The following is a 20,313-nucleotide window of genomic DNA, read 5'->3' on the forward strand; positions in this document are numbered from 1 at the left end:
CACTAATTGCTATTCATTTTTTGCGCATGAGTATTCAACTAAACGCCATCAACTGTTTTTACGGTGCCCATCAGGCGCTGTTCGATATCAACCTGGCCTGCCCGCAGGGCGAAACGCTGGTGTTGCTCGGCCCGAGTGGCGCGGGTAAAAGTTCACTCCTGCGCGTGCTCAACCTGCTGGAGCTGCCGCGTTCCGGTAGCCTGCAGATTGCCGGCAACCACTTCGATTTTAGCCAGACGCCGTCCGACAACGCGATTCGCGAACTGCGCCAGAATGTCGGCATGGTGTTCCAGCAGTACAATCTGTGGCCGCACCTCAGCGTGATGCAGAACCTGATTGAAGCACCCTGTCGTGTGCTCGGGCTCAGCAAAGATGCGGCACGCGCGCGCGCCGATAAACTACTGGAACGCCTGCGTCTGACGCCGTACGCCGATCGTTTTCCCCTGCACCTTTCCGGTGGCCAGCAGCAACGCGTGGCAATTGCGCGCGCGCTGATGATGGAGCCGCAGGTGTTGCTGTTTGATGAACCGACCGCCGCGCTCGACCCCGAAATCACGGCACAGATCGTCAGCATCATTCGTGAGCTGGCCCAGACGCAGATCACGCAGGTGATTGTGACCCACGAAGTTGAGGTGGCGCGCAAAACCGCCAGCCGCGTGGTGTACATGGAGAACGGTCGCATCATTGAACAGGGCGATGCCAGCCACTTTACACAGCCGCAAACCGAGGCGTTTGCTCATTATCTTTCGCACTAAGTCAGGATGCTTCTAATGAAAAAAGTTGTACTTGCTGCACTGCTTGCCAGCCTGAGCCTGAGCGCTTCTGCCGCGCAAACCCTGCGTTTCGCGACCGAGGCGTCTTATCCGCCGTTTGAATTTGTCGACTCCGACAACAAAATCCAGGGCTTTGACGTCGATCTGGCCAATGCGCTGTGCAAAGAGATCGATGCGACCTGCACCTTTACCAACCAGGCCTTCGACAGCCTGATCCCCAGCCTGAAATTCCGCCGTTTTGACGCGGTGATGGCCGGCATGGATATCACGCCAGAGCGTGAAAAGCAGGTGCTGTTCACCAAACCTTACTACGACAACTCTGCGACCTTCATCGCGCAGAAAGGCAAGCTGGCGGACGTTGCGGCGCTGAAAGGCAAGCGTGTGGGCGTACAGAACGGCACCACGCACCAGAAATACCTCTCTGACAAGCACAGCGACATCACCATCGTGCCTTACGACAGCTACCAGAATGCGGTGCTCGACCTGAAGAATGGCCGTATTGATGCAGTGTTCGGGGATACCGCCGTGGTTAACGAGTGGCTGAAGCAGAACGCCAACCTCGCCGCGCTGGGTGAGAAAGTGACCGACAAAGCCTACTTCGGCACCGGCCTCGGCATCGCCGTGCGTCAGGGCAACAGCGAACTGCAGCAGAAGTTCAACGGCGCGCTGGATAAGATCAAAGCCGACGGCACCTACAAAACCATCTACAACAAATGGTTTCAGCAGTAATTTCTGATGAATGAAATGATTCCACTCGCAAGCGCCGCCGGCATGACCGTCGGCCTTGCCGTTTGTGCCCTGATCGCCGGCCTCGCGCTGGCGATGATTTTTGCTGGCTGGGAATCGCTGCGCTGGAAACCGCTGGCGTGGATCGGTACCGGGCTGGTGACGCTGATTCGCGGCCTGCCGGAAATTCTGGTGGTGCTGTTTATCTATTTCGGTGCCTCGCAGCTGCTGCTGACGCTGTCGGACGGCTTCCAGCTCAATCTGGGCCTGTTCACCCTGCCGGTGCAGATGCAGATTGAGAACTTTGATGTCAGCCCGTTCCTGTGCGGCGTGATTGCGCTGGCGATGCTCTATTCGGCTTACGCCTCTCAAACGCTGCGCGGTGCGCTGAAAGCGGTGCCGTCCGGCCAGTGGGAATCAGGCCAGGCGCTGGGCATGAAAAAGTCAGCGATTTTCTTCCGCCTGATTATGCCGCAGATGTGGCGCCATGCGCTGCCCGGACTCGGCAATCAGTGGCTGGTGCTGCTCAAGGATACGGCGCTGGTGTCGCTGATTAGCGTCAACGATCTCATGCTGCAGACCAAAAGTATTGCGACGCGCACCCAGGAGCCGTTTACCTGGTATCTGGTGGCTGCCGCAATCTATTTAGTGATTACGCTATTCAGTCAGGCGGTACTGCGCCGTATTGAATCACGTACCACGCGTTTCGAGCGGGGGGCCTGACGCATGCTGGCGTATTTACCTGAGCTACTGAAAGGCCTGCATACCAGCCTGACGCTGACGGCCGCCTCGCTGGTCGCCGCGCTGCTGCTGGCGCTGCTGTGCACCATTGTGCTGGCGCTGAAGCTGCCGCTGCTCAATTGGCTGGTCAAAGGCTATATCACCCTGTTTACCGGCACGCCGCTGCTGGTGCAGATTTTCCTGATCTATTACGGTCCCGGCCAGTTCCCCAGCATTCAGAACGTGCCGTGGCTCTGGCATTTACTGTCGCAGCCGTGGCTGTGTGCCATGCTGGCGCTGTCGCTTAATAGCGCAGCCTACACCACACAGCTGTTCTACGGCGCGGTGCGCGCCATACCATCCGGGCAGTGGCAGTCCTGTGCCGCGCTGGGCATGCGCCGCCGCGATACGCTGCGTATTCTGCTGCCGTACGCGTTTAAGCGCGCCCTCTCCTCTTACTCCAACGAAGTGGTGCTGGTGTTCAAGAGTACTTCGCTGGCCTATACCATTACGCTGATGGAGGTGATGGGCCACGGCCAGCTGCTGTATGGCCGCACCTACGACGTCACCGTGTATGCTGCCGCCGGTCTGATTTATCTGGTGGTTAACGGCCTGCTGACGCTGCTGATGCGCCTGGTCGAGAAGCGCGCGCTGGCGTTTGAGCGCCGCAACTGATCGTCTGACGCGGTGCGAAGGAAAGCGCCGCGCCCTTCCTCACTGTATCTGATCGCAGCCAAATAAATTTTTAATCATAATTATTGCATACAAATGCATTAACTGGCATCGTGTAAATCGTTTCGCCTCTGGCATGGTTTACAGGAGCCTTATAATGAAAAAATGGATTGTTGCGGCAGTGATGGCAACGCTGGCAATGAATGCTTATGCGGCAGAGAAAATTCGCTTTGCTGCCTCAGCCACCTATCCCCCGTTCGAATCACTCGATCAGAATAACCAGATTGTCGGTTTTGATATTGACCTCGCCAAAGCGCTGTGTCAGCAGATGCAGGCCGAGTGCACTTTCACCAACAATGCCTTTGATAGCCTGATTCCTTCGCTGAAATTCCGTCGCTATGACGCGGTCATTTCCGGCATGGATATCACCGCCGAGCGCAGTAAGCAGGTCGATTTCACCCAGCCCTACTACGCCAATTCGGCGATTGTCATCGCCCATAAAGGTGAATATAGCGATTTTAGCCAGCTGAAAGGCAAACGCATCGGCGTGGAAAACGGCACCACCCATCAGAAATACCTGCTGGAGAAGCATCCGGAAGTAATTGCGGTGGCCTACGACAGCTACCAGAACGCAATCCTCGACCTGAAAAATGGCCGGCTCAACGGCGTATTTGGTGACAGCGCAGTCGTCAATCAGTGGCTGAAGGCCAATGCGGATTTGAGCGCGGTCGGCGAGCACATTACCGACAGCGACTACTTCGGCACCGGGCTCGGCATTGCGGTGCGCAAGGGCAACAGCGCGCTGCTGCAACAGCTGAATAGCGCGCTGGCGGCGTTGAAAGCCAACGGTCGCTGGCAGCAGATCAATCAGAAGTGGTTCCCGGAATAAGCATTATGGAGTTGCGTGGCGCCGGGCCTGCCAGGTTCTGCACGTCCTCAGCGCAGCCGGGCGCTACGCGATTCCACCCTTATGACGCAGTAACGTCAGCACCTCGAAATGTGCGGTGTGCGGGAACATATCGAACAGCTGCACGCGGCTGATGTCATAGTCGGCCAGGCGCGCAATGTCCTGCGCCATGCTGGCGGGATTGCAGCTGGAATACAGAATGTAGTCCGGCGCCATGCGGCTCAGCCAGGCGCACAGTTCTGCGCCAATACCGCGACGTGGCGGATTGACCAGCACCAGCTGCGGCACGCTCGCATGCCCGGTGGCAAACTGCGTGGAATCCAGCGCGGCAAAACTCACCTGCTCTAACCCCAGCTGCTGCGCCGACTGCTGCGCGCAGGCGATGGCTTCCGCACTGATTTCAATGCCGGTCAGCTGCATCTGCGGCGTGGCGCAGTGCAGGCCAAAGCCGCCAACGCCACAGAACAGATCCCACATGCTGTGCACCGGCAGCTCCGCCACCCAGTCGCGTGCCGTTGCGTACAGCGCAGCCGCCACCTGCGGGTTAGTCTGGAAGAAACTTTGCGGACGGATATACAGCGGCACGTCGTTGAAGCGTTCCGGCAGCGCCTGCTCAGGCGTCAGCGCCATCTCCTCCTCGCCCTCCAGTATCGCCATGTGCACCGGCTGAATATTGGCGGAGATCACCTGCAGCTGCGGCAGCTGCTGTTGCAGCCACGGCAGCGCGGCGCGCAGTTGCGCCAGTTTGCTGTGCGAGCGCAGGACAAAACGCAGCATCATGCCGCCCTGGGTACTCTCCGTCAGCAGCAAAAACTTCAGCTCGCCGCGTTTGCGCGCTACGTTGTACGGCGTCAGACCGGCACGGGCGATAAAGGGTTTCAGCACGTCGAATACCGCCGCGAAGCTGGCGGGATAGAGCGGACAGGCGCAGAGATCCACCGGCTCGCCGTCTCGCGCCACCATGCCGAACAGCGGTTTTTCCACGCTGCCGCTCACCACCATCTTGGCTTTATTGCGAAACCCCTGCTGCACCGAGGTAACCGGCGGCCGCCAGTCGGCGACCGGCATGCCGTCCAGCAGCTGCGTCAGCTGCGCCTGCTTGTCGCTCAGCTGTTGCGGATAGGGTTTTTCCAGCCACTGACATGAGCGACAGCGACCGGCCTGATAAAGCGCGCAATGCATGGAAAGGCCTGTATTGAGAATCGGGAGCAAAAACGGGGGCCGATTGTATCACCGGCTGCGGAAAAATGCGCGACTGCTGGCCGGCACAAACAGCAGCAGCAGCACCAGCACATCCGGCAGTTTCTGCAGCAGCGTGTGGTGAATAATCTGCGCGTTATTCTCGCCGGGAATGCTGAAAATCTCCGGATAGATCCAGCCCACCGACGCCATCAGCATGTACAGCAGCACCACGATCTGTGTGGCCACGTAGCCCCAGCGCCCGGCATTACTGCCGCGCATCAGGGTAAAGGCACAGCGCAGTTCAAACAGGAAAATCAGCTGGCTGGCGATAAAAATTAGCGTGGAGTCCCACGCCTGCGCGCTGCGGTGCACGAAATTGGCGATTTCGTCATAGCCCAGCTCATTGGCCAGCATCAGCACGCTGATACAGCGCGTGGCGATAATGGCGCTGCCGGCAATGGTCACCGGCACGGGCGTGGAGGTTAACACCAGGTTTTTCAACGTTTCCGACATTGCGCGCGCTCCATAAGAAAAGGCTGACAGAGTCAGCCTTGCTTATATTGGCAAATGTTGCGTCACTCAGCCACGTTTTGCTTTCTGAATATCGCGCAATCGCTGTTTTTCTTCGTGCGCCATAAAGCGCCAGGCAATAAAGCCGACCAGCCCGACCACAAACAGAATCAGCGAGGCCAGCGCGTTGATCTCCGGATTGACGCCGCGCCGCACCGTGGCAAAGATCGCCATCGGCAGCGTGGTAGCGCCCGGCCCGGTGACGAAGCTGGCGATCACCAGGTCGTCCAGCGACAGAGTAAACGCCAGCAGCCAGCCGGTAATGATCGCCGGGGCAATCATCGGCACGGTAATCACGAAGAACACCTTCAGCGGCGTAGCGCCGAGGTCCATCGCCGCTTCTTCAATTGAGCGATCCAGCTCGCGCAGCCGCGAGTTGATCACCACCGCCACGTAGGCGGTACAGAACGTGACGTGCGCCAGCCAGATGGTCAGCATGCCGCGATCGCCCGGCCAGCCAAAGGTATTGCCCATCGCCACGAACAGCAGCAGCAGCGACAGACCGGTGATCACGTCGGGCATCACCAGCGGCGCGGTGAGCATGAAAGCAAAGCCGCTGTGGCCGCGAAAACGCCCGAAGCGCACGATAATCACCGCCGCCATGGTGCCGAGCACTACTGCCATGGTGGCCGACAGCGCCGCGATGGTCAGGCTCAGGCCAACCGCATCCAGCATCGCATCATCCTGGAACAGCACGCGATACCAGTGAAACGAGAAGCTCTCCCATACCGTCACCAGCTGCGAGCTGTTGAAGGAGTAAACCACCAGCAGCAGCATCGGCGCGTACAGGAACAGGAAGCACAGCGCCAGAATCGCGGTGCGCCACGGAGAGCGGATTACCGGTAGCTGATTCATCCCTTCTCCCCCATTTCACGGTTTTGATGTTTGTGGAACCAGACGATAGGCAGAATCAGGATCAGCAGGATGATCACCGCCAGCGCCGAGGCCACCGGCCAGTCGCGGTTGTTGAAGAACTCCTGCCACAAAATGCGCCCAATCATGATGCTGTCCGGTCCGCCGAGCAGTTCCGGGATCACGTACTCGCCCACCGCCGGGATAAATACCAGCATTGAGCCAGCAATAATGCCGCCTTTGGTCAGCGGCACGATGACGCTGAAGAAGGTTTTCAGCGGGCGCGCGCCGAGGTCGAGCGACGCTTCCACCAGCGAATAATCAATGCGCGTCAGCGCGGTGTAGATCGGCAGCACCATAAACGGCAGGTAGCAGTAAACGATACCGATATACACCGCCGTGTTGGTGTACAGGATGATCAGCGGATGATCGATCACGCCAAGCCACATCAGGAAGCGGTTGAGGATCCCGTTGTTGTTCAGCAGCCCCATCCACGCATAGACGCGCACCAGGAACGAGGTCCACGACGGCAGGATCACCAGCAGCAGCAGGATGGTGCGCATGGAGGGCTTGCTGTGCGCCACCGCCCACGCCAGCGGATAACCGATCAGCAGACAGATCACCGTTGAGATCGCCGCCACCTTCAGCGAGGTGAGATAAGCTTCGGCGTACAGCGGATCGTCGGTTAGCGTCAGGTAGTTGCCCAGATTGAGCACCAGGTTGAGCTGGTCGTCCGCCCAGGTCACCAAATCGGTGTACGGCGGAATGGCGCGCGCAATATCGGCGAAACTAATCTTCAGCACGATGAGGAACGGCAGCATAAACAGCAGGATTAGCCACAGATAAGGCAGCGCGATCACCAGCTTGCGACCGTGCTGCATTTTCATGCGTGTGCCCCAGCGCTGCAGCGGTGTGCCCGCTACCTCCGGCTCGCTGCGTTGAGAAATCTGGCTCATAGCGCCTCCTTAAACCGTCAGGACCACACAGCTGTCGGCATCCCAGCACAGGCGCACTTCATCGCCCCAGGTGGGCGCGCCTTTCCGGTAGCGATGCGCATTCTGCAGCTGGGCGCTGATCATCTGGCCGCTGCGCAGCCGTACGTGGTAAATCGACAGATCGCCGAGATAGGCGATATGCACCACTTCGCCCACAGCAAAGTTGCAGCCGTCGGCCGGCACCTCGTCGCACAGCATGACTTTTTCCGGCCGCAGCGCCACGTGCACCGGCACGTTGTCCACAATCGACACATCGGTCTGCACCTTGAGCGGATGCATCAGCCCCGGACTGTCGATCACCACGCCTTCGTCGCGGCGTTCGCGCAGCAGGCCATCAAACACATTCACCGAGCCGATAAACTCGGCGCTGTAGCGGCTGGTCGGGTGCTCGTAAATCTCTTCCGGCTCGCCGATCTGCACAAATTTACCGCGGTTCATGATGGCGATGCGGCCCGCCATGGTCATGGCTTCTTCCTGATCGTGGGTCACCATCACGCAGGTAGCGCCTACGCGCTCCAGAATATCCACCACTTCGTGCTGCATGCGGTCACGCAGTTTTTTATCCAGCGCGCCCATCGGTTCGTCGAGCAGCAGAAGCTTGGGACGTTTCGCCAGGCTACGCGCCAGCGCCACGCGCTGACGCTGGCCGCCAGAAAGCTGGTGCGGCTTACGTTTGGCGTATTCTTCCATATGCACCAGCGCCAGCATCTCTGCCACGCGGCTGCTGATTTCGCCTTTCGGCAATTTGTCCTGCTTCAGGCCAAAAGCGATGTTCTGTTCCACCGTCATGTGCGGAAACAGCGCGTACGACTGGAACATCATGTTGATGGGCCGCTGATACGGCGGCACGTGGGACAGATCCTGACCATCCAGCACAATCTGGCCGCTGCTGGGAATTTCAAAGCCGGCCAGCATCCGCAGCAGCGTGGACTTGCCACAGCCGGAAGCGCCCAGCAGTGCGAAAATTTCGCCTTTGTAAATGGTCAGGCTGACATCATCCACGGCGTGCTGGCCGTCAAACGATTTCGTCAGGTTGCGGATTTCCAGCAGCGGCGTTAACGCCTTAGCCGTTTTATTTTGGGGGCGGGGAATCGCGTCGTTCACTCACATGTCTCCGGCGCTAAGCGGGATAGCGCGGCACAGCCAGCCGCTAAATGACACAACAGAGGCCAGCACCGCGCCTCTGTTGTCGTTTACCGATAAGGGAATCCGTTCAGAACGAATTACTTACCACTTTTTACTTTAGTCCATGCACGGGTACGCGCACGATCCAGTTTCGGATCCTGGACCTTGAGCACAAACAGTTTGGCCATCGCTTCCGGCGTCGGGAAGATTCCCGGATTGTTGCGCACATCCGCATTGATCAGCGGCAGCGACGCTTTGTTGCCGTTGGCGTAGTTCATCTTGTTGGAGACGTCGGCAATCACTTTCGGATCCATGATGTAGTTCAGCCACTGATAAGCCGCATCCAGATTTTTCGCGTCTTTTGGAATGGCCATCATGTCGAAGAACGCCAGCGCGCCCTCTTTCGGAACGCTGTAACCGAGATGGACACCGTTGTTGGCTTTCACCGCGCGATCTTTCGCCTGCAGAATATCGCCAGACCAGCCGATGGCGACGCAGATGTTGCCGTTGGCGAGGTCATTGATGTACTGCGAAGAGTGGAAGTAGCGGATATTCGGCCGCAGCTTCAGCAGCAGATCGGTCGCCGCACCGGTGTAATCTTTCGCGTCAGAGCTGTTCGGATCTTTGCCGAGGTAGTTCAGCACGGTGGCAAAAATCTCTTCTGGCGCATCGAGGAACGAAACGCCGCAGCTCTTCAGTTTTTCCAGGTTTTCCGGCTTCAGCACCAGATCCCAGCTGTTCACCGGCGCATCGGCGCCCAGTGCCGCTTTGACTTTATCGATGTTATAGCCAATACCGGTGGTGCCCCACAGGTAAGGAATGGCGTATTTGTTACCCGGATCGTGCTGGGCCACTTTCGCCATCAGATCGGGATCGAGATTTTTATAGTTAGGCAGCTTGCTCTTATCCAGCTCCTGGAACACACCCGACTGCAGCTGACGCGCGAGGAAGCTCGACGACGGTACCACCACGTCATAACCGGTGCTGCCGGCCATCAGTTTGCCTTCCAGCACTTCGTTGGAGTCAAACACGTCGTAGACCACTTTGATGCCGGTCTGCTTTTCAAAATTGGGCACGGTGTCGGCCGAAATATAATCGGACCAGTTATAAACGTGCAGCGTTTTATCCTCTGCCTGAGCGCCCACGGCCGCAGCCATCAGCACACCTGCAACCACACCTGGCAACCATTTTTTTGACTGGTTGATCATGTTTTTCTTCCTCCTGAGCGGGTCATCACAACGCTGCATACACGCGATCCGGTCGTTGCGTTGTCTGTTAAATTACAGCCACACAATGAATCAATATTCAGCGGGAGTTTAATAGCAAAAACCTATAGCTGCGCCGTAGTTGCACGTATCAGACAGCCCCGCAAGAATAGCCCCCCTGATTCCTGCGTGCCAGATCCCAGCTTAAAAAACGCCTTTTTGCGATAAGTTATGCATGTTTCTGCTATGCACTCTGGCACTAGCGGCATAAAGCACGACTAATATCTGGCAATAAAGGGCAAAATGCAGAATAAAAAGTGGTGGACCTGAAATGAAAACTGCCGCAAAAAGCGGCAGTTAGCAGGAGGGGAAAAATCAGTGCAGCATGCTGTGGCTGCTGACGCTCGGCGGACGCTCCTCGTCTTCGCCCATCATCAGCAGATGATTAGCGAACGCTTCCATGATCACCATCGAAATCCCCTCTTCGCTCTGCTTCATGAAGTGGGTGAACTGACCAAAGGTGATGCCGGCGCTTACGCTGATTGACTGGCAGACGATCAGCTTCGGCAGGTTGTCATCCTGTATATCGATAAAGGCTTTCACCGTCAGCGAACTGGCATTGATTTGCGACAGTTCACCAACCAGCGGGATCAGCGCGGTGGGCTTTACTTCTGCCAGCGCCGAGAAGAGGATAACGTTATCCACCAGGTCGATTTTCGCGTCAAACACCCCGTCAAAATTCTGCATATGCGGCAGATGCAAAGCCTGGCAGGCATCGCATTCGAACCAGGTGATATTTTGTTGATCCAGCCAGCGACGCAGCATGTCGATGTCAGGAACGACCAGTGAATCCATCGTTGTATCCTGTGGGGTGAATAAATAAGCGCCTTAGCTTACGGAAAAATGGCTGCAGATGCCACGAAAACCGCGCAAAAGCGCGGTTCAGCCCCCGGTTTTCGGACGATAACCGGGACAGGCGTGCTGCTCAATCCAGCGGATCATCATGGCGGCAATGTCTAAACCGGTGCTGCCTTCGATGCCCTCCAGCCCCGGAGAGGCATTGACCTCCATCACCAGCGGACCCCGGTTGGCGCGCAGAATATCCACGCCCGCCACGGCTAATCCCAGCGTTGTGGCCGCTTTGACCGCGATCTCGCGCTCCTGATCGGTAATGGTGACGGCGCGGGCGCTGCCGCCGCGGTGCAGATTAGAGCGGAAATCGCCCTCTTTGGCTTCCCGCTCAATCGCCGCCACCACTTCGTCACCAATCACCAGGCAGCGGATGTCGCGCCCGCGCGCCTCTTTGATGAACTCCTGCACCAGAATATGCGCATTGAGACCGCGAAACGCATCGATCACGCTCTCTGCCGCCTGGCGGGTTTCCGCCAGCACCACGCCGATCCCCTGCGTCCCCTCCACCAGTTTCACCACCAGCGGCGCGCCGCCGACCATGGCGATCACATCCTGCGTATCATCCGGCGACGAGGCAAAGCCGGTAACCGGCATGTCGATGCCCTCGCGCGCCAGCAGCTGCAGCGAGCGCAGCTTGTCGCGTGCGCGGGTAATGGCCACTGACTCGTTGAGCGGATAGCTGCCGAGCATCTCGAACTGACGCAGCACCGCCGTACCGTAAAAGGTGGTGGCGGTGCCGATGCGCGGGATCACCGCGTCGAAATGGCCGAGCGCCTCACCGCGATAGTGCACCGCCGGCGAGTCGGAGTTGATGTTCATGTAGCAGGAGAGCGGATCGATCATCTGCACCTGATGGCCACGCGCTTCCGCGGCTTCACGCAGGCGTTTACAGGAGTAGAGCGCGCCGTCACGGGTGAGAATGGCCATCTTCATTGCAGCGGTCCCTGTGCTTAGCGCGTTGCCCAGCCCTGCTGATGCAGGTAGTCCAGCATGAACGGTCGCGTTTCTTTAATGATCAAACGCTGAATCAGTTCGCTCCAGTTTTCCGAGCGCTGATTGCTGTCGCGCTGCTGATAGTAAGCGGTGATCTGCTGGTCATATTGCGCCAGCACCGCTTTATCCAGCGGCTGGTAGCGGTTTTCATGCACCAGCATCGCCTGCGGCATGCGCGGCTTGACGTCCGGTGACGCGTCGGGATGGCCGATGCAGAAGCCAAACAGCGGCAGCACAAACTTCGGCAGCCCCAGCAGCTCCGTCACCTGCGCGATGCTGTTGCGAATGCCGCCAATAAACACGCCGCCTAAACCGAGCGATTCCGCAGCCACCATGGCGTTCTGCGCCATCAGCGCGGTATCGACACAACCCAGCAGCAGCTGTTCGGCACGGCCCAGTTGGGCCTCAGGGCAGATTTGCTGGTGGCGGTTGAAGTCGGCGCAGAACACCCAAAACTCCGCTGCGGCGCTGACCCACGGCTGCCCGCCGGTGAGCTGCACCAGCTGCTCGCGCAGGGCGCGGTCGGTGATACGGACAATGGAAGAACATTGTAAAAAACTGGAGGTCGAGGCCGCCTGCGCCGCAGCGATAATCGCGCTGCGCTGGGCGTCATCAATCCCCTGCTCAGTAAAGGCGCGAATGGAACGGTGGCTGCAAAGCAAATCAATAGTCGGCGTCATAATCCTCTCCGGTTACTTCTTTTTGTGGTTGTGATTGAACAACTGCGGTGCCATCGCCTTTGCGGTGCGCCACATCATCAGCCACGCTGCCGGCAACATCAGCGCAATGCCGAGGAAAAACAGCAGCGTTGCCAGCGGTTTTTTCGCCATGAATGCCGGTGCCGCCAGCCAGTCGTTGACCAGCAGCAGCGCGCCAATCACTGCCAGCACGCCCAGCGCTTCCAGCAGTAGCACGGGTTTGGGCAACGTCGCCAGATTACGCATGGTTCAGAGCTCCTCAGTGTTCATCTGTTTCTGCTGCAGGTGATACCCGAATACTGTAGTACGGCATTGTGACCGGGTATAGACAGCGCGCATTAGAGTAACAGGCAATTTCTGCTTTTCTTAAGCAGGATGGGCGGGCATGATGTGACGCATTATTCACGCTGTGATGTGAGACAAGTCACAAAACAGCAGCGGAAGGAGAGAAGCAATGATTGCAGTGATTTTTGGCCGTTCCAGCTGCCCTTACTGCGTACGAGCAAAAGAGTTAGCCACGAAGTTAACCAGCGAGCGCGACGATTTTAATTATCAGTACGTCGATATCCAGGCGACCGGCATCACCAAAGCCGACCTGGAAGCGCGTGCCGGCAAACCGGTTTCTACCGTGCCGCAGATCTTCCTCGACGACCAGCACATCGGTGGTTACACCGAATTTGCTGCGTGGACCAAAGAAAACCTCGGCATCGAAGCCTGACCTGACGGGCCTGCGGGCCCGTCTTCGCTTCACTCAGCTGGTCCGCATCGCCAGCATAATGCGCAACAGGCGCACCAGCAGCGCACCGCACCCCGCCCAGAATAGTGCACTCAGGCTCCACGCCGTCACCAGCAGCAAGCTGTGCGTCATCGGCATCACCAGCCACACCCACATCATGCCCAGCAGCGTCCCGCCCAGCGCGATCCACAGTGTGCCGATCAGCGGACTGTCCGGCTGCAGCAGCGCCATCACGATGCCCGGCAGCAGAAACAGCAGCAGTTCCGGCTGTCCACGCACCGCCTGCGTCGCGGCGGCGGACCAAAAATGATGTGCAAAAATAAACACCAGCGTATAAAGCATCACGCCCAGAACCGATGCTGGCCAGCGATTATTGCGCTGCAACATACCTCTCCTCAACTTTGACGTTAACAATATTGAAACTTTTAACTGCCCTGATGCGCTTACGTGGAAATAAAAAGAAACAGCTGAAGGCAGAAGGAATGAAAACTGCTGATAGCTGAGGGTGTTAATTATGATTAGAATGGCGCCGCTTTATGTGGGTCACAGATTAAGAACATTCGGTGACCGGGCCGTGCGCTGCCGTCACAAGATAGCGAAAAAATCCCCTCCCATCAACCCGTTACAGGTAAATAAGAAGTTAAACCGTGAACATTAACGTCGCAGAATTGTTAAGCGGAAATGACGTTCTGTTATTATTTGTCGTATTAGCCCTCGGCCTGTGCCTGGGTAAATTACGCCTTGGCTCCGTACAACTCGGTAATTCTATTGGTGTGCTGGTGGTTTCGCTGATTCTGGGTCAGCAACACTTCGCGATTAATACTGACGCCTTAAGTCTGGGCTTTATGCTGTTTATTTTTTGTGTCGGGGTGGAAGCCGGTCCCAACTTTTTCTCCATCTTTTTCCGCGACGGTAAGAACTATTTCTTTCTGGCGATCGTCATGGTGGTCAGCGCCCTGCTGATTGCGCTGACGCTCGGCAAACTGTTTGGCTGGGATATCGGCCTCACCGCCGGCATGCTGGCCGGCTCGATGACCTCAACGCCGGTGCTGGTGGGCGCAGGCGATACGCTGCGGCAAAGCATCAGCGACACGCAGCTGCTGGGGCGCATGCAGGATAACCTCAGCCTGGGTTACGCCCTTACCTATCTGATTGGGCTGGTCAGCCTGATTTTCGGCGCACGCTACCTGCCGCGCCTGCAGCATCAGGATTTGCCGACCTGCGCCCAGCAAATCGCGCGCGAGCGCGGTCTGGATGCGGACAGCCAGCGTAAAGTGTTCCTGCCGGTAATTCGTGCTTATCGCGTTGGTCCGGAGCTGGTTGAGTGGAGCGGCGGCAAAAACCTGCGCGAGCTGGGGATTCACCGTCAGACCGGCTGCTACATTGAGCGCCTGCGGCGTAACGGCATTCTCGCCAGCCCGGACGGTGATGCCGTGCTGCAGCTCGGCGACGAAATTTCTCTGGTGGGCTATCCGGATGCCCATGCGCGTCTCGACGCCAGTTTCCGTAATGGTAAAGAGGTGTTCGATCGCGATCTGCTCGACATGCGCATCGTCACCGAAGAGATCGTGGTGAAAAACCACAACGCGGTGAATAAACGCCTGAGCCATTTAAAACTGACCGATCATGGCTGCTTCCTCAACCGGGTGATTCGCAGCCAGATTGAGATGCCGATCGACGACAGCATTATGCTCAACAAAGGCGATGTGCTGCAGGTGAGCGGCGAAGCGCGTCGGGTGAAAAGCCTGGCCGATCGCATCGGCTTCATTGCTATTCACAGCCAGATGACCGATCTGCTGGCGTTCTGCGCCTTCTTTATCATCGGCCTGATGATCGGCATGATCACCTTCCAGTTCAGCAACTTCAGCTTTGGCCTGGGCAACGCCGCCGGGCTGCTGTTTGCCGGCATCATGCTCGGCTTCCTGCGCGCCAACCACCCGACGTTCGGCTACATCCCACAGGGCGCACTGACCATGGTGAAAGAGTTTGGCCTGATGGTGTTTATGGCCGGGGTTGGCCTGAGCGCCGGCAGCGGGCTGCAGCACGGTCTCGGCAGTGCGGGCGCGCTGATGCTGCTGAGCGGCCTGCTGGTGAGTCTGTTGCCGGTGGTGATTTGCTATCTGTTCGGCGCTTATGTGCTGCGCATGAACCGCGCGCTGCTGTTTGGTGCCATCATGGGCGCGCGCACCTGCGCACCGGCCATGGAGATCATCAGCGATACCGCGCGCAGCAGCATTCCGGCGCTCGGCTATGCCGGCACCTACGCCATTGCCAACGTCTTGCTGACGCTGGCGGGGACGCTGATTGTCATCATCTGGCCGCTTTTGCCTGTTTAAAAATATTTTTACACGCGTCAGAACTAATCGGACGCGATGCAGTCTGAATAAGTGCCACTGCTTTTCTTTGAAATCCCCAAATTGAGGAGCCCGTTAGCCTTCTGCTAGCGGGTTTTTTTATGCCTGCTACGCGCTCCCCTTAAGGTTTCCCTAAGCGTGATTTGCCACCCTGTGACTCTGGTTTCGCTATTTGCAAATATTCATGCAACTTTCATCAAAGTTAAACACTCCAACAACCCGCAGTGAGATTCGGAGCGCGGCTATTTATTCTCTGTCCGCGCGCTTCTACGCTATCAACCTTATTTTGCTGGCAATTCTGGCGCTGGCGTTTCTGTGGTGGTCGCGCCACGAAAGCCTCGACATCGCCATCAGCCAGCGCTGGTTTGATCCGCTCACCCGGCGTTTTCCGTGGCAGCACAACCGCTGGCTGGATCTGATTAACCATCGGCTGATGAAGGATGTGATTATCGCTGGCGCGGTGCTGCTGTTACTGCGCGGCCTGCAACAGCGCGACGCCCGGCGTGTGCTGGTGGCCCTGCTGTTTGGTATGGGGCCGCTGGTGGTGGGCATGCTGAAGGCGCACAGCGCGCACTCCTGTCCGTGGGATCTGGCGCTGTTCGGCGGCAATGCCGCAAGCTTTCCGCTGCTGGCGGCGGTACCGGCCAACAGTGGCCCGGGCCAGTGCTTTCCGGGCGGCCATGCTTCCAGCGGCTTTGCGCTGATGGCGCTGTTTTTTTTGTGGTGGCCGGAGCGTCCACGCCGCGCGCTGCTGGCGCTGGCAGTGGGTATCGCCTGTGGCCTGCTGATGGGCTATGGCCAGGTGATGCGTGGTGCGCACTTTTTCTCCCACAATTTGTGGGCGGGCTGGTGGGTGTGGCTCAGCCAGCTGCTGATTTTTGCCGCAATTTCTTTTTGGGTAAACAAGACGAGGACGAGGAAACGTGATGGAAGCTCTTAACCACACCCTCTTTTTATGGATTAACGCCACGCCGGATTCTCCCGCGTGGCTGATCAGCCTGGCGACCTTTATCGCCAAAGATGTGATTGCGATTGTGCCGTTGCTGATTGTCGCCCTGTGGCTGTGGGGACCGCGCGATCAGCTGCAGTCGCAGCGCGCGCTGGTGCTGAAAACCGGCATGGCGCTGATTTATGCGCTGAGCATCTCCTGGTGCGTGGGCCAGCTACTGCCACACCCGCGCCCGTTCGCCATTGGCTTCGGTCATCAGTTCCTGTCACACGCTGCTGATGACTCCTATCCCAGCGATCACGGCACCACGATTTTTACCTTCGCGCTGGCGTTTATTTTCTGGCACCGTCTGTGGTCCGGGGTGGTTTTGCTGGCGATTGGCAGCGCTATTGCCTGGTCACGCGTGTATCTCGGCGTGCACTGGCCGCTGGATATGCTGGGCGGTTTTCTGGTGGGGTTGCTTGGCTGTCTGGCTTCGCATCTGGCGTGGCAGCTGTACGGTCAGCGCATGCTGGCGCTGACGCATCAACTCTACCGCGCCCTGTTCGCGATGCCGATTAAAAAAGGCTGGGTGCGCGGATAAACTGCGCCGGCAGGCGGGTTAGCCACGGGCTGACCCGCCGCCCTGAGATTAACTGAACCACTTACCAAACCAGCCGTTGAATTTCATCATAATGAAATCCCAGATGCGGCCAATAAAGCCGGCTTCCGGTACATCCTCCATCGCCACCAGCGGACGCTGCTCAATGGTTTTGCCATCCAGCTGGAAATCGATAGTGCCTACTACCTGATTCTTTTTCAGCGGCGCTTCCAGCTGCGGTGCGTTAAGGGTAAAGCTGGCCTTGAGATTTTTCATCTGCCCTTTCGGGATAGTGATCGCCGCATCCTTCGCCACGCCGAGGTTGACCTGGCTGTTTTCGCCAAACCACACGCGCTGCTGGGCAAACGGTTTATCCGCTTTAATCGGCGTAACGGTTTCATAGAAACGGAAGCCCCACGTCAGCAGCTTTTCACTCTCGCGAAAGCGAATGGCATCGGTCTGCGCGCCCAGTACCACCGAAATCAGGCGCATATCGCCATCGACCGCTGAAGCAACCAGATTGTTGCCCGCCCCTGAGGTATGCCCGGTTTTGATGCCGTCAACCTTAAGGTTGCTACTCCACAGCAGGCGGTTGCGGTTCATCTGTTTGATATTATTAAAGGTAAATTCTTTTTCGCTGTTCAGCGCATACTCTTCCGGCACATCACCAATCAGGCGCTGGCCGATGATCGCCATGTCGCGTGCGGTGCTGTACTGGCCTTCGGCGTCCAGACCGTGCACCGTCATGAAGTGGGTGTTTTGCAGGCCAAAGGCTTTAACGTAATGGTTCATCAGGCCGATGAAGGCATCCTGACTGCCGGCGACATAATCCGCCAGCGCGATACAGGCATCATTCCCTGACTGAATCACCACGCCCTTATTCAGTTCCGAAACCGGGCTGCGGTCGCCCGGTTTAAGAAACATCAGCGACGATCCGCGCAGTTTCGGATTGCCGGTGGCCCAGGCATCCTGGCCGATGGTCACCATGTCGTTACTGGTGATTTTGCCGGATTTCAGCGCCTGGCCGACCACGTAGCTGGTCATCATTTTGGTCAGACTGGCGGGATCAAGACGCTGGTCGGCATTGGACTCTGCCAGCACTTTGCCGCTGCTGTAGTCCATCAGAATCCAGGCCTTTGCCTCAATCTGCGGTGCCGCCGGTGCCTGCTCGGCCTGAGTGGTGACAGGGACGAAAAGCAACAATAATGAACTGGCCGCCAGTGGCCGCCAGACTGAAGTCAGGGATGTTTTTCTCATGAGCGTGACCCAATTGTCCTTGTAAAATCACGGATTTGTGCAGGTAAGACATGTCTTACCAAACGCTAACGGTTCACGCCGGTGAAAAAAACCGCCAAACCGTAAAGTTTTTTAGAGTTTGTTAGAGTAACCCTGGCATTAAGGCCGCTGCGCTGCCAGTGCGCGGGCGTCAGGGCAGAGGAAAAATTGCGAGAAATTCCGAATTTTCGCAGAACAGTTAAGCCAGTCACAAAATTCCGCTAACCTGATGCCAGTCAGCCCGAGGAGAATCATGATGGACTTAGCCGTTTTCGATCTGGATGAAACCCTGATTTGTGAAGACAGCACCAGCCTCTGGCTGCGCTGGCTGGTTTCGCAGGGGTTTGCACCGGAAGAGATCATTCGTCAGGAGCAGGCGCTGATGGCGCAATACCACGCCGGCAGCCTGTCGATTGAAGAGTACATGCGCACCACGCTCTCACCGCTCACCGGCATGGCGACGCTCACCGTCGCAGGCTGGGTGCGGCGCTTTATTCATCGCGATATCCTGCCGCGCGTCTTTCCCGCCGCGCGCGAACGCATTCAGTGGCATCAGCAGCGTGGCGACACGGTAATGATTATTACCGCCAGCGGCGATCACCTCGCCGTGCCGATTGCGGAACGGCTGGGCGTACACGGCGCGCTGGCGATTGGCGTGGAAGTGGTCGATGAACGCTACAGCGGTGAGATTTACGGCACCGCCACTTACCGTGAAGGCAAAGTTTCACGACTCAGCGACTGGCGAGCGCTGCAGCAGGATCGACGCTTTGAGCGCACCTGGGCGTACAGCGATTCGATGAACGATCTGCCGCTGCTGTCGCATGCCGATCATGCATGGGTGATTAACCCGGATGCGCTGCTGCAGCAGGAAGCGCAGCAGCGCGGCTGGCAGGTGTGTAACTGGGTGCGCTGATTTAACCCCGCGCGGCGCTGGCGGCATCCGCCAGCCCGACTTTCAGCAGCTTGCCATTGGCCTCATCGGTCAGCACATACAGATAACCATCCGGTCCCTGACGAACATCGCGGATACGTTCGCCACGATCGCCCAGCAGCCGCTGCGCCTCTTCAACCTTCTCGCCGTTAACGCGCAGACGGATCAGACTTTTATCTTTCAGCGCACCGATAAACAGCGAGTTTTTCCACTGGGGAAAGCGCGCGCTATTGTAAAACGCCATGCCGCTGATGGCCGGCGATTGCTGCCAGTAAAACAGCGGCTGCTCAGTGCCGGCAACGGCGCTGCCCTGCGCTTCCGGCACTTTCTGCCCGCTGTAATCAATGCCATACGTCGCCAGCGGCCAGCCGTAATTTTTGCCCTTCGCCGCCAGATTCACCTCATCGCCGCCGCGCGGGCCGTGTTCACTCTCCCACATCTGCTGCGTCCATGGATTGAGCGCCAGCCCCTGCGGGTTGCGTACGCCGTAAGACCAGATCTCCGCGCGTGCGCCCTGACGATGGTTAAACGGATTATCCGCCGGCACCTTGCCGTCCTGCGTCAGGCGGACGATTTTGCCCGACAGCTTGTCCAGCTGCTGCGCGCTGCGGCTGGCAAAGTTATCGCCGAACGCGATGTACAGATAGCCCTGGCGATCAAACGCCAGCCGCGTGCCGATGTTGGCACCGCCGGAGAGTTTCGGCGTTTGCTCCAGCACCACCTTAAAATCCTGCAGCTGACGGAGATCTGCGCTGAGCGTGCCGTAACCCACCACGCCGCCCGCGCGGCCGGTGTCATCGGCAATGGTATAACTGAGCCACACCCGACGGCTTTGCGCGAAGTCCGGCGCCAGCACCACATCCAGCAGACCGCCCTGGCGCCTGGCCCACACGTCGGGTACGCCACTAATCGGCTGCGATAGCCCCCGGCCCGGCTGCCAGCTGCGCAGCTGTCCGGAACGTTCGGTAATCAGCAAGGTTTGCTGGTCGGGCAGAAACGCCACCGACCATGGATGATCGAGCTTGTCCTGTAACACCTGCACCTGGACATCAGCCGCCAGCGCGGTAAAGGAACCGCTGAGCGCGCCAGCCAGCAGCGCAACACGCCATAAACGCATGGGATTCTCCTTTTCACAGTCTGCCGTTAAGGGTAGTCAGC

The 20,313-nt window shown here is 58.1% G+C and carries 23 protein-coding genes; 10 read left to right on the forward strand and 13 right to left on the reverse strand.

Features of this window, described 5'->3' with window-relative positions:
- Positions 1 to 26 precede the first annotated feature (26 nt).
- The 5 genes from artP (at position 27) to AC6I79_RS12680 (ending at position 3,780) form a co-directional block, all read left to right on the forward strand.
- Positions 27 to 755, forward strand: a complete 729-nt coding sequence (gene artP, locus AC6I79_RS12660; protein ID WP_021508371.1) for an arginine ABC transporter ATP-binding protein ArtP — start codon at positions 27 to 29, stop codon at positions 753 to 755.
- Positions 756 to 770: 15 nt separating this feature from the next.
- Positions 771 to 1,502, forward strand: a complete 732-nt coding sequence (gene artJ / locus AC6I79_RS12665) for an arginine ABC transporter substrate-binding protein (protein WP_021508372.1) — start codon at positions 771 to 773, stop codon at positions 1,500 to 1,502.
- Positions 1,503 to 1,508: 6 nt separating this feature from the next.
- Positions 1,509 to 2,222 (forward strand): arginine ABC transporter permease ArtQ, encoded by a 714-nt coding sequence (gene artQ, locus AC6I79_RS12670; RefSeq protein ID WP_021508373.1) that lies wholly within the window; start codon positions 1,509 to 1,511, stop codon positions 2,220 to 2,222.
- A 3-nt stretch (positions 2,223 to 2,225) separates the two neighbouring features.
- Positions 2,226 to 2,894: an arginine ABC transporter permease ArtM gene (gene artM / locus AC6I79_RS12675; RefSeq protein WP_059008982.1), complete on the forward strand. Its 669-nt coding sequence runs from the start codon at positions 2,226 to 2,228 to the stop codon at positions 2,892 to 2,894.
- Positions 2,895 to 3,048: 154 nt separating this feature from the next.
- Positions 3,049 to 3,780 carry an arginine ABC transporter substrate-binding protein gene (locus tag AC6I79_RS12680; RefSeq protein ID WP_104092759.1) on the forward strand — a complete coding sequence of 244 codons (732 nt, stop codon included), beginning with the start codon at positions 3,049 to 3,051 and terminating at the stop codon, positions 3,778 to 3,780.
- Between the two features lie 63 nt (positions 3,781 to 3,843).
- On the opposite strand, the gene rlmC is transcribed toward AC6I79_RS12680, so the two are convergent.
- The 10 genes from rlmC to AC6I79_RS12730 all read right to left on the reverse strand — a co-directional run bounded on the left by rlmC (position 3,844) and on the right by AC6I79_RS12730 (position 12,576).
- A complete protein-coding gene (gene rlmC / locus AC6I79_RS12685) occupies positions 3,844 to 4,980 on the reverse strand; it encodes a 23S rRNA (uracil(747)-C(5))-methyltransferase RlmC (protein WP_159378308.1) in 1,137 nt (378 codons plus the stop codon).
- A gap of 48 nt (positions 4,981 to 5,028) precedes the next feature.
- A complete protein-coding gene (locus AC6I79_RS12690; protein WP_021508377.1) occupies positions 5,029 to 5,493 on the reverse strand; it encodes a YbjO family protein in 465 nt (154 codons plus the stop codon).
- A 66-nt stretch (positions 5,494 to 5,559) separates the two neighbouring features.
- Positions 5,560 to 6,405, reverse strand: coding sequence for a putrescine ABC transporter permease PotI (gene potI / locus AC6I79_RS12695; RefSeq protein ID WP_058757786.1), 846 nt, complete (start codon positions 6,403 to 6,405; stop codon positions 5,560 to 5,562).
- Positions 6,402 to 7,358: a putrescine ABC transporter permease PotH gene (potH, locus tag AC6I79_RS12700; protein WP_021508379.1), complete on the reverse strand. Its 957-nt coding sequence runs from the start codon at positions 7,356 to 7,358 to the stop codon at positions 6,402 to 6,404. Before potH ends, potI begins: the two co-directional genes overlap by 4 nt.
- 9 nt (positions 7,359 to 7,367) lie before the next feature.
- A complete protein-coding gene (gene potG / locus AC6I79_RS12705) occupies positions 7,368 to 8,501 on the reverse strand; it encodes a putrescine ABC transporter ATP-binding subunit PotG (RefSeq protein WP_021508380.1) in 1,134 nt (377 codons plus the stop codon).
- A 119-nt stretch (positions 8,502 to 8,620) separates the two neighbouring features.
- The gene (potF, locus tag AC6I79_RS12710; RefSeq protein WP_021508381.1) at positions 8,621 to 9,730 is read right to left on the reverse strand and encodes a spermidine/putrescine ABC transporter substrate-binding protein PotF; all 1,110 of its coding nucleotides are present in this window, start codon (positions 9,728 to 9,730) and stop codon (positions 8,621 to 8,623) included.
- 372 nt (positions 9,731 to 10,102) lie between these two features.
- Positions 10,103 to 10,582 carry a type III secretion system chaperone family protein gene (locus tag AC6I79_RS12715; RefSeq protein WP_021508382.1) on the reverse strand — a complete coding sequence of 160 codons (480 nt, stop codon included), beginning with the start codon at positions 10,580 to 10,582 and terminating at the stop codon, positions 10,103 to 10,105.
- Between the two features lie 87 nt (positions 10,583 to 10,669).
- Entirely contained in the window at positions 10,670 to 11,572 is a 903-nt protein-coding gene (gene rimK / locus AC6I79_RS12720; RefSeq protein WP_021508383.1) for a 30S ribosomal protein S6--L-glutamate ligase, read from the reverse strand.
- Between the two features lie 17 nt (positions 11,573 to 11,589).
- Positions 11,590 to 12,312 carry an oxygen-insensitive NADPH nitroreductase gene (gene nfsA, locus AC6I79_RS12725; protein WP_021508384.1) on the reverse strand — a complete coding sequence of 241 codons (723 nt, stop codon included), beginning with the start codon at positions 12,310 to 12,312 and terminating at the stop codon, positions 11,590 to 11,592.
- A gap of 12 nt (positions 12,313 to 12,324) precedes the next feature.
- Positions 12,325 to 12,576, reverse strand: coding sequence for a DUF1418 family protein (locus AC6I79_RS12730; protein WP_021508385.1), 252 nt, complete (start codon positions 12,574 to 12,576; stop codon positions 12,325 to 12,327).
- Positions 12,577 to 12,784: 208 nt separating this feature from the next.
- Here AC6I79_RS12730 and AC6I79_RS12735 point away from each other — a divergent pair, with 208 nt between their 5' ends.
- Positions 12,785 to 13,048, forward strand: a complete 264-nt coding sequence (locus tag AC6I79_RS12735) for a GrxA family glutaredoxin (RefSeq protein ID WP_010618314.1) — start codon at positions 12,785 to 12,787, stop codon at positions 13,046 to 13,048.
- Between the two features lie 33 nt (positions 13,049 to 13,081).
- Here AC6I79_RS12735 and ybjM read toward each other — a convergent pair whose 3' ends face one another.
- Positions 13,082 to 13,453 carry an inner membrane protein YbjM gene (ybjM, locus tag AC6I79_RS12740; protein ID WP_021508386.1) on the reverse strand — a complete coding sequence of 124 codons (372 nt, stop codon included), beginning with the start codon at positions 13,451 to 13,453 and terminating at the stop codon, positions 13,082 to 13,084.
- Positions 13,454 to 13,713: 260 nt separating this feature from the next.
- Here ybjM and AC6I79_RS12745 point away from each other — a divergent pair, with 260 nt between their 5' ends.
- The 3 genes from AC6I79_RS12745 to ybjG all read left to right on the forward strand — a co-directional run bounded on the left by AC6I79_RS12745 (position 13,714) and on the right by ybjG (position 16,952).
- The gene (locus AC6I79_RS12745) at positions 13,714 to 15,402 is read left to right on the forward strand and encodes an aspartate:alanine antiporter (RefSeq protein WP_021508387.1); all 1,689 of its coding nucleotides are present in this window, start codon (positions 13,714 to 13,716) and stop codon (positions 15,400 to 15,402) included.
- A gap of 202 nt (positions 15,403 to 15,604) precedes the next feature.
- Complete coding sequence (locus AC6I79_RS12750) at positions 15,605 to 16,360, forward strand: phosphatase PAP2 family protein (RefSeq protein WP_072209945.1); 756 nt, start codon at positions 15,605 to 15,607, stop codon at positions 16,358 to 16,360.
- Positions 16,347 to 16,952 (forward strand): undecaprenyl-diphosphate phosphatase, encoded by a 606-nt coding sequence (ybjG, locus tag AC6I79_RS12755; RefSeq protein ID WP_498027320.1) that lies wholly within the window; start codon positions 16,347 to 16,349, stop codon positions 16,950 to 16,952. Before AC6I79_RS12750 ends, ybjG begins: the two co-directional genes overlap by 14 nt.
- 48 nt (positions 16,953 to 17,000) lie before the next feature.
- Here the strand turns inward: ybjG and AC6I79_RS12760 are convergent, their stop codons facing one another.
- The gene (locus AC6I79_RS12760) at positions 17,001 to 18,206 is read right to left on the reverse strand and encodes a serine hydrolase (RefSeq protein WP_498027321.1); all 1,206 of its coding nucleotides are present in this window, start codon (positions 18,204 to 18,206) and stop codon (positions 17,001 to 17,003) included.
- 274 nt (positions 18,207 to 18,480) lie between these two features.
- On the opposite strand from AC6I79_RS12760, the gene AC6I79_RS12765 reads away from it, so the two are divergent.
- Positions 18,481 to 19,137, forward strand: coding sequence for an HAD family hydrolase (locus tag AC6I79_RS12765; RefSeq protein ID WP_021508391.1), 657 nt, complete (start codon positions 18,481 to 18,483; stop codon positions 19,135 to 19,137).
- A 1-nt stretch (position 19,138) separates the two neighbouring features.
- Here the strand turns inward: AC6I79_RS12765 and AC6I79_RS12770 are convergent, their stop codons facing one another.
- Positions 19,139 to 20,272, reverse strand: coding sequence for a PQQ-dependent sugar dehydrogenase (locus AC6I79_RS12770; RefSeq protein ID WP_498027322.1), 1,134 nt, complete (start codon positions 20,270 to 20,272; stop codon positions 19,139 to 19,141).
- Positions 20,273 to 20,313: the final 41 nt, after the last annotated feature.

The sequence above is a fragment of the gamma proteobacterium symbiont of Scutellera amethystina genome (genome assembly GCF_059730845.1).

Bases quoted from the DNA above. Each gene is read 5' to 3' on its own strand.
- artJ (WP_021508372.1), top strand. From the start codon at position 771: ATGAAAAAAGTTGTACTTGCTGCACTGCTTGCCAGCCTGAGCCTGAGC.
- potF (WP_021508381.1), bottom strand. From the start codon at position 9,730: ATGATCAACCAGTCAAAAAAATGGTTGCCAGGTGTGGTTGCAGGTGTG.
- artM (WP_059008982.1), top strand. From the start codon at position 2,226: ATGCTGGCGTATTTACCTGAGCTACTGAAAGGCCTGCATACCAGCCTG.
- potH (WP_021508379.1), bottom strand. From the start codon at position 7,358: ATGAGCCAGATTTCTCAACGCAGCGAGCCGGAGGTAGCGGGCACACCG.
- ybjG (WP_498027320.1), top strand. From the start codon at position 16,347: ATGGAAGCTCTTAACCACACCCTCTTTTTATGGATTAACGCCACGCCG.
- AC6I79_RS12735 (WP_010618314.1), top strand. From the start codon at position 12,785: ATGATTGCAGTGATTTTTGGCCGTTCCAGCTGCCCTTACTGCGTACGA.
- artQ (WP_021508373.1), top strand. From the start codon at position 1,509: ATGAATGAAATGATTCCACTCGCAAGCGCCGCCGGCATGACCGTCGGC.
- AC6I79_RS12750 (WP_072209945.1), top strand. From the start codon at position 15,605: ATGCAACTTTCATCAAAGTTAAACACTCCAACAACCCGCAGTGAGATT.
- AC6I79_RS12770 (WP_498027322.1), bottom strand. From the start codon at position 20,272: ATGCGTTTATGGCGTGTTGCGCTGCTGGCTGGCGCGCTCAGCGGTTCC.
- AC6I79_RS12765 (WP_021508391.1), top strand. From the start codon at position 18,481: ATGGACTTAGCCGTTTTCGATCTGGATGAAACCCTGATTTGTGAAGAC.
- AC6I79_RS12760 (WP_498027321.1), bottom strand. From the start codon at position 18,206: ATGAGAAAAACATCCCTGACTTCAGTCTGGCGGCCACTGGCGGCCAGT.
- potI (WP_058757786.1), bottom strand. From the start codon at position 6,405: ATGAATCAGCTACCGGTAATCCGCTCTCCGTGGCGCACCGCGATTCTG.
- AC6I79_RS12730 (WP_021508385.1), bottom strand. From the start codon at position 12,576: ATGCGTAATCTGGCGACGTTGCCCAAACCCGTGCTACTGCTGGAAGCG.
- nfsA (WP_021508384.1), bottom strand. From the start codon at position 12,312: ATGACGCCGACTATTGATTTGCTTTGCAGCCACCGTTCCATTCGCGCC.
- AC6I79_RS12680 (WP_104092759.1), top strand. From the start codon at position 3,049: ATGAAAAAATGGATTGTTGCGGCAGTGATGGCAACGCTGGCAATGAAT.
- rlmC (WP_159378308.1), bottom strand. From the start codon at position 4,980: ATGCATTGCGCGCTTTATCAGGCCGGTCGCTGTCGCTCATGTCAGTGG.
- rimK (WP_021508383.1), bottom strand. From the start codon at position 11,572: ATGAAGATGGCCATTCTCACCCGTGACGGCGCGCTCTACTCCTGTAAA.
- artP (WP_021508371.1), top strand. From the start codon at position 27: ATGAGTATTCAACTAAACGCCATCAACTGTTTTTACGGTGCCCATCAG.
- ybjM (WP_021508386.1), bottom strand. From the start codon at position 13,453: ATGTTGCAGCGCAATAATCGCTGGCCAGCATCGGTTCTGGGCGTGATG.
- AC6I79_RS12715 (WP_021508382.1), bottom strand. From the start codon at position 10,582: ATGGATTCACTGGTCGTTCCTGACATCGACATGCTGCGTCGCTGGCTG.
- AC6I79_RS12690 (WP_021508377.1), bottom strand. From the start codon at position 5,493: ATGTCGGAAACGTTGAAAAACCTGGTGTTAACCTCCACGCCCGTGCCG.